At 37.5% G+C, this 11,320-nt stretch carries 7 protein-coding genes; 4 read left to right on the forward strand and 3 right to left on the reverse strand.

Translation table 11 applies throughout. The features are described 5' to 3' along the window. Positions 1-300 precede the first annotated feature (300 nt). Both LT090_RS07190 and pyrD read left to right on the forward strand, forming a co-directional pair. Positions 301-5,142 carry an NAD-glutamate dehydrogenase gene (locus LT090_RS07190; RefSeq protein ID WP_068545257.1) on the forward strand — a complete coding sequence of 1,614 codons (4,842 nt, stop codon included), beginning with the start codon at positions 301-303 and terminating at the stop codon, positions 5,140-5,142. A gap of 153 nt (positions 5,143-5,295) precedes the next feature. Further along, positions 5,296-6,306 (forward strand): quinone-dependent dihydroorotate dehydrogenase, encoded by a 1,011-nt coding sequence (gene pyrD / locus LT090_RS07195; protein WP_068545258.1) that lies wholly within the window; start codon positions 5,296-5,298, stop codon positions 6,304-6,306. Positions 6,307-6,378: 72 nt separating this feature from the next. On the opposite strand, the gene LT090_RS07200 is transcribed toward pyrD, so the two are convergent. From LT090_RS07200 to LT090_RS07210, 3 genes are all read right to left on the reverse strand, one after another. Continuing rightward, a complete protein-coding gene (locus tag LT090_RS07200) occupies positions 6,379-7,200 on the reverse strand; it encodes a hypothetical protein (protein WP_068545259.1) in 822 nt (273 codons plus the stop codon). Positions 7,201-7,380: 180 nt separating this feature from the next. After that, positions 7,381-8,376, reverse strand: coding sequence for an AraC family transcriptional regulator (locus tag LT090_RS07205; protein WP_068545260.1), 996 nt, complete (start codon positions 8,374-8,376; stop codon positions 7,381-7,383). A gap of 34 nt (positions 8,377-8,410) precedes the next feature. Then, positions 8,411-9,610 carry a dipeptidase gene (locus tag LT090_RS07210; RefSeq protein ID WP_068545261.1) on the reverse strand — a complete coding sequence of 400 codons (1,200 nt, stop codon included), beginning with the start codon at positions 9,608-9,610 and terminating at the stop codon, positions 8,411-8,413. A gap of 316 nt (positions 9,611-9,926) precedes the next feature. On the opposite strand from LT090_RS07210, the gene LT090_RS07215 reads away from it, so the two are divergent. Both LT090_RS07215 and LT090_RS07220 read left to right on the forward strand, forming a co-directional pair. Continuing rightward, the gene (locus LT090_RS07215) at positions 9,927-10,766 is read left to right on the forward strand and encodes a hypothetical protein (protein ID WP_070795908.1); all 840 of its coding nucleotides are present in this window, start codon (positions 9,927-9,929) and stop codon (positions 10,764-10,766) included. Next, complete coding sequence (locus LT090_RS07220; RefSeq protein WP_068545263.1) at positions 10,766-11,242, forward strand: pilin; 477 nt, start codon at positions 10,766-10,768, stop codon at positions 11,240-11,242. The genes LT090_RS07215 and LT090_RS07220 overlap by 1 nt, the downstream gene beginning before the upstream one ends. The last annotated feature ends 78 nt before the right edge of the window (positions 11,243-11,320 follow it).

Below are 11,320 nucleotides of genomic sequence, written 5' to 3' on the forward strand. Positions count from 1 at the left end.
TCTAAATTAAAACTGCATATTTAGTCACTAAAATGGCCGAAAGGCCATTTTCTATTTAATCCCTTTGAATAAACTACTATAACTCACTTCTAAGTCATTAAAAATTGGTATTTTTACTCTAAAATAGTTCTCGCAAAAGCTGTTATTTCTTACTAAAATTCGCGCCAACTCAGCACTATTTTTAATGTCTATAACATTGCATTGAAAAATAAAAATAAATAATAAGAATTATATAGTTAGTGAAAAATTCAGTGTCTACTATAATTCTTGTAATATCGCCTAATCCAGAGGGTAATAACAATGGCGTCATTAGATAATCAATCTTCTGTACTTTTGACAAATGTAGCAAGACTTATTCATGACAAGGTGCCTAGCGAAACCGCGCCTCTACTTGAGCAATTTGCTAACTTGCTTTATAGCAATATTTCTACTGATGATTTAGCCGGACGTAACGAAAGTGACGTATATGGTGCAACATTAAGTTTGTTTAAAGCGTTCAACGAAAATGCGGGTGAATCAGCCTTTATTCGTGTTATCAATCCTGAAGTATCTAAAAACGGTTGGAAATCTAGCCACACGGTAATTGAGGTTATCAGCCGTGACATGCCATTTTTAGTTGACTCTACACGTATCGCGTTAAATCGTTTAGGCTTATCGCCACACATTTTCCTTAACTGTCCGATGAATGTTGTAAGAGATTACAAAGGTTCGATTAATGCGATGGTTAACTCAAATGAGAAATTGAAAGATTCAGTTGCTGAAACGGTATTCTTTATTGAGATTGATCGTCTAACAGAGCAAGAAGATATCGATAGTCTTTCTAATGAACTGAAATCAGTTTACGAAGATGTAAATCTTACGGTTACTGACTGGCAACAAATGCGCAATCAGTTTGAGCAAACTATTGCCTCAATAGACAGCTCTAAAAAGCTGTTTGATAAAACTGAATATAAAGAATCAAAAGAATTTTTAACTTGGTTAAGTAATAACAACTTTACCTTTATGGGTTATCGTCAATATAACGTTGAAAAAGAGAAAGGCAGTATCGCTTTAGTTGCAGATATTAGCTCTAGCCTTGGATTGATGAAAAACTCGAAAAATCCAAAACAGCGTGTTATTTCTGAATTCTCAGAAGGCGCTCGTGAACTGGCGTTAGGTAAAAATATTCTCATATTAACCAAGACTAACTCAAAGTCTCGTGTTCATCGTCCAGCTCAGCTCGATTATATCGGTATTAAGAAGTTTGATGATGAAGGTAATATTATTGCCGAAGAACGCTATTTAGGCTTATTTGGTAGTGCTTTTTATAACAATAGCGCATTAAACCTACCGTTAATTAGCCATAAAGTGCAGCGCGTTTGTGATGCTTCTGGATTTGCGCCGGGTTCACATGCTTATAAAACATTGATTAATATTCTTGAAACCTTCCCGCGTGACGAAATATTACAATCGAATGAGCAACAGTTAGTCGCTACCGTTAAAGGTGTGCTACAAATGCAAGAACGCGATGTTACCGGTCTATTCGTTCGTCGTGATGCATTTAATCGTTTTTATTCATGTATGGTCTATGTACCAAGAGATCGTTACAACACGAAACTTAGAATTGAAACACAGCAAATTTTACAAAAAGCGTTTGGCAGTGAAAGTGAAGTTGAATTTAATACATTCTTCTCTGAATCTGTTCAAGCAAGAACTCACTATATAGTCCGTGTAGACTCAACTAAAGCAGATATTAATGTGAAGGAAATCGAACGTAACCTAAACCAAGCAGCACGCAGCTGGGACGATAAGTTTGCCGATGCGTTAAATATCAATAAAGGCGAAGTACTAGGTAAAAAACTGAGCCGTAAATATAGTAGTTTTCCACAATCATACAAAGATGAAGTGCTACCGGGTACGGCAATTGTTGATATAGAAAAGTTAGAATCGGTTACTGACAGTAATCCGCTTGAAATGTTGTTCTATCAACCATTGGAAGAAAAGTCGGACTCGCGTTTTGTGAAGTTAAAACTATTCCACAAAGGCGAACCACTGCATTTGTCTGATGTTCTTCCTATTCTAGAGAATTTCGGATTGCGTGTTATTGGTGAAAGCCCGTATATGGTACGTAACAGTGAAGGCGAAATGTGCTGGATCCTCGATTTCTCAATGTTACTTACAGGTAATAAAGCATTTAAGTTAGAGAAAGTACAAAAGCTTTTCCAAGATGCGTTTGCCCGCGTATGGCACGGTGATTTAGAAGATGACGGTTTTAACCGTTTGATCTTGGGCGCTGGTCTCGCCGGTCGTGAAGTTGCTATTCTAAGAGCGTACGCAAAATACCAACAACAAATTGGTAGTACCTTCTCACAAACTTATATTGAATCGACGTTTTCACGTTATCCAAATTTTGCTGAATTATTGGTGGAATTATTTGAACTTAAATTCACGCCAAGTGAGAAAGATCAAGATAAAGCAATCAGCAAGGTTTTAACAACGATTGAAAGCTCGTTAGATAATGTTGCTAGCTTAGATGACGATCGTATTATACGTCGTTACGTAGAGATTATTAACGCTACAGTGCGTACTAACTACTTCCAGCTAAATGAAAGCAATGACGAAAAGTCATACATTTCATTCAAAATGATGCCTGAACTTATTTCGGAAATGCCTAAGCCATTGCCAAAATTTGAAATCTTCGTTTATTCCCCTCAATTAGAAGGTGTGCATCTACGTGGCGGTAAAGTTGCTCGTGGCGGTTTGCGTTGGTCAGACCGTCGTGAAGACTTTAGAACAGAAGTTTTAGGTCTGGTAAAAGCGCAACAAGTTAAAAATACGGTTATTGTTCCTGTTGGTGCAAAAGGTGGTTTCTACTGTAAACAATTACCAGTAGGTGGTACACGTCAAGAAATCTTTGAAGCAGGTCGTGAATGTTATAAAACATTTATCCGTGGTTTATTAGATATTACTGACAATATAGTTGCCGGTGAAGTTGTTCATCCTGAAAACGTTGTACGTTTAGATGAAGATGATACTTACTTAGTTGTTGCAGCTGATAAAGGTACAGCGACATTCTCTGATACCGCCAATGGTATTGCCGAAGAGTATGGTTTCTGGTTAGGCGATGCCTTTGCTTCTGGTGGTAGTGTTGGTTATGACCACAAGAAAATGGGGATCACAGCGAAAGGTGCTTGGGAGTCAGTTAAACGTCATTTCCGAGAAATCGGTATTAACTGTCAAACCACAGACTTTACCTGTTTAGCGGTAGGGGACATGGCCGGTGATGTATTTGGTAACGGTATGTTGTTATCAAAACACATTTGTTTGCAGGTGGCATTTAACCATATGCATATCTTTATCGATCCAACGCCAAATTCAGCGAAAACTTATGTAGAGCGTGAGCGTCTATTTAATTTACCTGGTTCGAGCTGGGAAGATTACAATACCGACCTTATTTCTAAAGGTGGTGGTATTTTCTCTCGAGCAGCGAAATCAATTACTTTAACGCCAGAAATCAAGAAGATGATTGGCACTAAAAAAGCATCAATGGCGCCTAACGAATTAATTCAAACCATGTTGCGCATGAAGGTTGATTTGATTTGGAATGGTGGTATTGGTACGTACATCAAAGGCACTGCCGAGTCTCACCAGGAAGTTGGTGACCGTGCTAACGACGTATTACGTGTTAATGGTAATGAAGTACAAGCTAAAGTTATTGGTGAAGGTGGTAATTTAGGTTGTACACAACTTGGTCGTATTGAATATACTGCCAATGGCGGCCGTATGAATACTGACTTCGTTGATAACGTTGGTGGTGTTGATTGTTCGGATAACGAAGTAAATATCAAAATTTTACTTAATGGTTTAGTGGCAAATGGTGATCTAACCATCAAGCAACGTAATAAACTGTTATACGATATGACTGATGAAGTTGAAGAAATCGTATTAAAAGATTGTTATGCACAAACTAACTCTATTTCAATTTCTGAGTCTCGCGGTGTATCTAAGCTTAAAGAACATCAACGCTTTATTCACAATTTAGAGCGTGAAGGCAAACTCGACCGAGCGTTAGAGTTTATTCCAAATGACGAAGAGCTTGCGGAACGTATGGTTAGTAACCGTGGTTTGACTCGTCCAGAGCTGTCTGTACTAGTTGCCTATGGCAAAATGGTACTAAAAGAAGAGTTAGTTGTTGATTCAATTACTAACGATACCTATTTAAACGGTTTGTTTGTTAATGCTTTCCCGGTTCAATTACAAAAGAGCTACAAAGAGCAAATGCAAACGCATCCTCTTAAAGCCGAAATTATTGCTACTCGTTTAGCCAATAATTTATGTAACTACATGGGCGCTAACTTTGCCGTTCGTATGCGCGAAGAAACAGGCGCAGACGTTGCTGAAATTGCTAAATGTTTTTCTATTGCTAGCGATATTTTTGAAATGGAAAAAACATGGTCTGAAATTGAAGCGTTAGATAATAAAATTTCTGCCGATGTTCAAATTGAAATGTTATTCCAGTTACGTCGTACGGTTCGCCGTGCTACACGTTGGTTCTTACGTCATCGCAATAAGTCATTGACGATTGAGCAATCACTGGATTTCTACCGTCCATCGTTTGAAGTATTAACGGCTAAATTAAGTACTTTCTTAGTTGATGCTGAAGCGAAAGAACTTAATGACATTAAAGAGAAATTGAAGAAAGAAAAAGTACCAGCGAAACTTGCTGAACGTGTTTCTCAGTTCTCTACATTATTCTCAGCAATGGATATCGCACAGGTTGCCTGCCAAGATGCCCATCAAATCCAGTTCGTTGCCAAGTTATACTTTAGATTGGGTGTGCGTTTAGATCTACATTGGTTCTTGGCGCAAATTACCAATCAGCCAGTAGACAACCATTGGCAAGCACTGGCTAGGGCGTCATTTAGAGAAGAGCTAGATTGGCAACAGCGTTCATTAACATCGGTGATCCTTAAAGCGAGTCCTGATACTAATGATATCGATGCAATGATAGATGATTGGATGGAAGTCTCTGGTCAGCCACTTGATAGATGGCAGCAAGTATTGGCAGACTTTAGAACAAGCAAAACACATGAATTTGCAAAATTCTCAGTAGCACTTCGTGAATTAATGATGTTGTCACATCACAATGATCACAACCATTAAAAAACGCTTATTTATTGTCTAAGTCATTAATGATAAACTCCCCGCATTAGGGGAGTTTTTATTTGTAAAAAGAAAATATCTGAAGCTATTTTGACAAATTCAAACTAATTCCATTTAACTCAATATACATTGAATTCAATAATCTAGGACATCATGCTTTACTCAATTGCCCGAAATCTATTGTTTAAGCTATCAGCTGAACAAGCACACGAACTAACTATTAACATGTTGAAGCTCCCTGCATCGTTTGCCTTAAAAGGCCTTTACGGAGCTAAAGTACAAGATAAGCCTGTTGAGGTTATGGGAATTACCTTTCCAAATCCTGTTGGTTTAGCCGCAGGGCTTGATAAAAATGGTGAGTGTATCAATGGCTTTGGTGCGATGGGCTTTGGTTTTGTTGAAATTGGTACGGTAACTCCTCGTCCACAACCAGGCAATGATAAGCCGCGTATTTTCCGTTTACCGGAAGCAAACGCAATTATTAATCGAATGGGATTTAATAATCACGGTGTGGATTACTTAGTAAATCAAGTAAAAAAAGCCAATTTTAAAGGTGTTTTAGGGATCAATATTGGTAAAAATAAAGATACCCCTGAAGAAAATGCTAAAGATGATTATATTCACTGTATGCGCAAGGTTTACCAATTTGCTTCATATATAACAGTAAACATCTCATCGCCTAACACGCCAGGTTTAAGAGACTTACAATACGGTGATGCGTTAAATACTCTATTAGCAGCTCTAAAAGAAGAGCAAACTGCACTCGCAGAAAAGCATGGTAAGTATGTCCCTGTTGCGGTGAAAATTGCACCTGACTCTACCGAAGAAGAAATTGCTGGTATTGCCGAAAGCTTAATTGCCAATAATATCGATGCAGTGATCGCGACCAATACGACATTAAGTCGTGAAGGTGTTGAAAATCTAGAGCATGGCGGTGAAATGGGCGGCCTGAGCGGATTGCCAGTACAACAAAAAAGTACTGAAATCATTAAGTTATTAGCGAAACACTTAGATGGTAAAATGCCAATTATTGGCGTTGGTGGTATTAACTCTGCGGCATCAGCGAAAGAAAAATTAGATGCAGGCGCATCGTTAGTACAAGTTTACACGGGCTTTATTTATGAAGGCCCAGAGTTAATTAAAAACATCGTTGATTCACTTTAATTACAGTTATTCTAAAACAAAAAAAGACTCCAACTGGAGTCTTTTTAATTTAAACCTTTTTTAACTGCTAGGTTAGTTATTTAACCAAGTGTTAAGCATGTTTTCTACTACAGGTGTAATGGTAAAGGTAATCATGTAATCAGGCGTGTACATATCGTTTTTCTCAACGTAATAATCAAGATCAACACCAAATTTCCAAGCACGATCGCCAATGAATGTCGTTTTACTAATAGTAAAGTTGACTGGTACCGTTAATTTATCTTCTTCTAGCTCGTGGTTATACTCAATTTTTGGCGCACTACCCCAAGTCCAGCCGCCTTCGGCTAAATTAATCCACATTAACTGTGAAGAGGTTACGCTTAATTTACCAGCATCACCTAAATCACCTTCATCAACACTTTCAAGGTGAGAAGTGTAAGCACCAATTAAACCACTAGCTTTCATTTTACCGACAAATAATGCTGGACCAACAGCAGTCACTTCACCGCCACCAATGTCAGAACTACCGGTAGGTAAAGAACCAACCACACCGTAAGCAAATAAATTGCTCGGATCCGCTGATTTTGGTGCATAGACTAAATCAAATCCAATATCTCCGATGCCTGATTCACCATTACGATTATCATAAACGATAGGAACCGCGGGGCGGAAAATAGCTTTATCACCGTCACTCAAAACAAATGGCAATGACGGTTGAAATAAAGTCTGCTTAACTTCAGTGCCGTCGTCGAAAGATTTAAATTGATTTTTAAGCGACAGGCTGGCAAAGGCTGTATTTGGATTGGCAAGCTCTTTTGCAGCTTCATCCGCCGAAACGTCATCTTTTGCATATGATGTTGTAGCTACTAATGCAGTAGAAACCGTTATTGCGATGACAGATTTTGATAGTTTCATGATATACCCCTAGAAGCTCGCTTCTAATTGTGTGACAAAAATTAATGAGCAGATATTAATCAACTATTTTTATTCGGTATATATCATTTGGCGCCATTGCAATTGATTACAAATAGCTACTTTTCGGCTACTATTCAATAGTTTAAACATTTTCGAACAATCACAATACTATTGGATCGGTTAGCGATGATTTAAACGAAAGTTTGTTGGTGAAGAATTTGCCCATCGTGAAAAAGCACGGGAAAAATTATGGTAGTTACTGTAGTGCAGTTTTTCACTGATTTGATGGATAGTTAAATTGGTATCAATAAGTAGCGTTTTTGCTTTTTCAAACCTAAGTTGTTCGATTAAATTACGATAACTTAACTTTTCCTTATTCAGGTATCGTTGCAAACTTCGTTTACTTAATCCTGTTATTTTGGCTGCATTTTCAATATTGGGAATGAACTGCTCAAAGTAGGGGAGTAATATCATCGTCAATTGTTCGACCATTAATGGGGTAAAGTTATCGATATTAATCGTTTTGGCGTTATTAATAGACGCAGCATTATTTTTATTTATACTTTGTTTTAATATTTTTTCTTCGATTAATATGCGTGTTGCAGGTTGAGAGAATGATAGTTGTGCGCCTTGCAAATAATGATTATCTTCGTAATGTATACTAGCTCTAGATAAGCCAATTGTTGTTGCATTCCATGAAGGTTTCGTTAAATAACGAATAAACTCGATCATTATTGCTAACGAATATTCTTCAATAATATCATTACCGATAAATGAGTATTCTAATGGCGCATAACAAAACCACACTCCTGCATTATCTTTTTCTAGCCAAAGGTTGACATTATTCACGGTAAACTTATTGATATCGCAAAATAGCTGCAATGCACTTTCTATATCATTGGTGTTTTTGGTAACAAAATCGAAATATGGCAGTACCGGTTGTAAGGCATCTTTTGCAGCCAACAAAAATCCGATATTTTTTATGTGATACTTTTTTGCGACAATGGAAAAAATGTTACGTACTGGCATCCAAGATATTTGAATACTTTCATCTGTAAGCGCTTTTTTCGGAATTAGTGCTTGTTCATAAAGTGCCTCTATTGGTGCACCAAGCTCGGTTAATAACCTTTTTATTGGGTTTAACGAGACAGCGGAGACCAAATAGAGGTTTTTCATTGTTAATTTCTAATATAATTTAGGACTGTAAAGCTTAATGTGAGCTAGCGTAGTCTTCGGCTATTTGCCAAACACGAAGCACATTGCCAGACAAAATCTTTTCGATATCTTGTTCGCTATAACCCCGAGCAAGTAATCCGTCGATAAGATTAGGGTAGCTAGCAACATCTTTAAGGCCGGTCGGCAGTGAATCGCCAACACCGTCGTAATCAGAGCCAATACCAACATGTTCAATACCAGCAACTTCGACTACATGATCGATATGATCGAGCACGTCTTCAAGTGTTGCAAATGGGAACGGGCGCGTATCACGATAGCTTTTTTTAAACTCTTTCATTATTTCACTGTCAGGCACTGCCGCGTTGTCTATAGCGAACTGTTTTTCATCGGCGGAATATTGATCATAGTAAGCTCGAGATTCTTGCGAAATAAAAGTTGAGCCATAATTTATTTGAATAACGCCGCCATTTTCTTTTAAGCGTTTTAACATTTCATCATCCATATTACGTTCGAAACCTGGCGTGAACTTACGAGCTGACGAGTGAGACGCAATAACCGGAACATTAGTAATATCCATCACTTGATAAAAAGCATCATCAGAAATATGTGATACATCAATAAGCATGCCCATGTTGTTCATTTCAACGACAAGATCTTTACCAAAGTCAGTTAGACCTTTGCTCGGGCGCAATGGATCATAAGATGAGTCTGAAATGTGATTAGATTTAGAATGAGATAAAGTGATGTAGCGTACGCCACGATCATAAAAATGTTTCAGATTTTCCATTTTGCCTTCAATAGGGCTACCATTTTCCATTCCCATAGGTAGTGAAATTAGTCCTTGCTCAAATTGTGCCTTTACATCGGCGACAGACGTGGCAATTGCAAATTTATCCGGTGCACGGTTGACGATGTCTTCGACTGAGTCAATGAGCTTGTCGGCAAGCTCTTTACTACCACCTGATAACTCAAGTGCTGCGGGAATGTAAATCGACATAAAAGGAGCATTTAATCCACCGGCTACCGCGCGAGGATAATCAAAGTCACCACCTTCAGTAGCTTTAGTTACATCACTCCAATTGTTTTCTAAACGATATGGCACATCAATATGACCATCGAGAATGATATACTTTTTTGCAAGCTCTTTTCCTGTTAAAGGTGACTCAACATTAGCGTCTTGTGAGCAAGCGGTAATGGATGCGATAGCCAAGGCAATGATGGTGTGTTTGAACATAGTATTCCCAATAAGTTGTTTTGTTACATCAAGGATATAACTTAATTTGTCGATAGACTATTGAAATGTTTAACGATAGTAAATGCCGATTCGGTTACTGCACATAAAATTACGGTGAAATGTAATTTTTTAGTTGTTGTTTTAGTTGTTGTTTTAGTTGTTATATAAGTTGAGTTTAATTCGTCGAAATTTTTATTTACTTTTAATTTAAGCTTTTTATCAAATTAGAACAAAGGGTTAGCATTTTATTTGGTTGCAAATAGCAGCGATTTACTTTAGTTTAAATAATTCAATACACCTAAAAGTAAATGGATTTATGAGCTGGTCACTTTTTCATTTTAAATGCCGGTTTCTTGCCAATAGACTTGTGCAAGGGGATTCAAAGCAAAGCGCTTTGTCCGCGTTAGAAGCATTCGATACTAAGCCCTTATTTGGTAAACAAACACTAAATTATGCAGCTAACAAACTGTTTAACGATATTTTATCGATCACGCAACCTGATAAGTTATTGACTTGTTTACAAAGTTATAGCTCGATTGATAGCCATAATTTTCAACTAAACAATGACATCGTCGACAAACAAAAACGTGCTCTAAATTATATTTGTAGTCTTTACGTTATCTATTTCATCATTGCACAACTGTTTAAACATAAAGTATTTCCAACGTTTAAAGATACTTATGACTTATTTGATAGTGAATTGCCAGGACAGTTTTTAGCCTTCGATAATGTATTTCTGTTGTCGAATATATTGTTGATAGGTTTAATTTTATTACAATTTTTAATTTATCGACAATTTGCAAACTTTGATCGTTATTTGGTTTTTGCGCCAACAAAGCGCCAATTCTTTATCCCTAAACTTATAGATTCAAACCTGACTAATTTAAGACAGCTTTTCTTAGCGCCAATTAATTTAGCCAAAGGACAAAATTTGTCTGATCAAACCAAAGCAATTTATGAATTAGAAAGCCAAGGTATGACCGTTTCCGCAGAATACAGCACTTTTATTACTGTGACTCAAGCCGAATTAGAACGTAATGTTAAAAAAACGTTTGACCGTTGCCATGCGATTATTCAGGTATTGTTGTATACGATGATTGGCTTTTTAATCACAGTAATGTATCTACCAATTTTCTCACTAGGAGCAATAATTTAATGAAAACAAAAGGATTTACTTTAATCGAATTAATGATAGTCGTGGCTATCATAGGAATATTAGCTTCTGTCGCTCTACCTGCGTACTCAACCTATGTGATGAAAGCTCAAATGGTCGACCCAATTATGTATGCTGGCAATCTAAAACCGAAAATTGATGAGTATTATGCCCATAATTTGCAATTCCCTGAAAACAATGAACAAGCGGGCATCCCTGCCGCGGACAAAATGATGACCAATAAAATCAAAAGTGTGACCATAGAAGATGGAGCATTTCATATTTTACTTGGTCATGATGCACCAGCGCCGCTGCAAGGTAAGTACCTAACTTTTAGACCCGCTATGGTGGAAGGCAGTCCGGCGAGCCCAACCTCTTGGTTATGCGGCTATGATCAACCTGTAAACGGGTTAATTGCCATGGGCGAGAACAAAACCAATATTGATAAAGAGTTTCTTTCAGGAGATTGTCGCGGCTAGAATTGACTAGAATATAAAAGTACCTAAATAAATGGCTACGAGAGTAAATTATGTTTGTAGCCATATCACTTCGATTCC

Origin of the sequence: Thalassotalea crassostreae (assembly GCF_001831495.1) — a bacterium.
In the GTDB taxonomy this organism is placed as follows: domain Bacteria; phylum Pseudomonadota; class Gammaproteobacteria; order Enterobacterales; family Alteromonadaceae; genus Thalassotalea_A; species Thalassotalea_A crassostreae.

Bases quoted from the DNA above. Each gene is read 5' to 3' on its own strand.
- LT090_RS07190 (WP_068545257.1), top strand. From the start codon at position 301: ATGGCGTCATTAGATAATCAATCTTCTGTACTTTTGACAAATGTAGCA.
- pyrD (WP_068545258.1), top strand. From the start codon at position 5,296: ATGCTTTACTCAATTGCCCGAAATCTATTGTTTAAGCTATCAGCTGAA.
- LT090_RS07200 (WP_068545259.1), bottom strand. From the start codon at position 7,200: ATGAAACTATCAAAATCTGTCATCGCAATAACGGTTTCTACTGCATTA.
- LT090_RS07205 (WP_068545260.1), bottom strand. From the start codon at position 8,376: ATGAAAAACCTCTATTTGGTCTCCGCTGTCTCGTTAAACCCAATAAAA.
- LT090_RS07210 (WP_068545261.1), bottom strand. From the start codon at position 9,610: ATGTTCAAACACACCATCATTGCCTTGGCTATCGCATCCATTACCGCT.
- LT090_RS07215 (WP_070795908.1), top strand. From the start codon at position 9,927: ATGAGCTGGTCACTTTTTCATTTTAAATGCCGGTTTCTTGCCAATAGA.
- LT090_RS07220 (WP_068545263.1), top strand. From the start codon at position 10,766: ATGAAAACAAAAGGATTTACTTTAATCGAATTAATGATAGTCGTGGCT.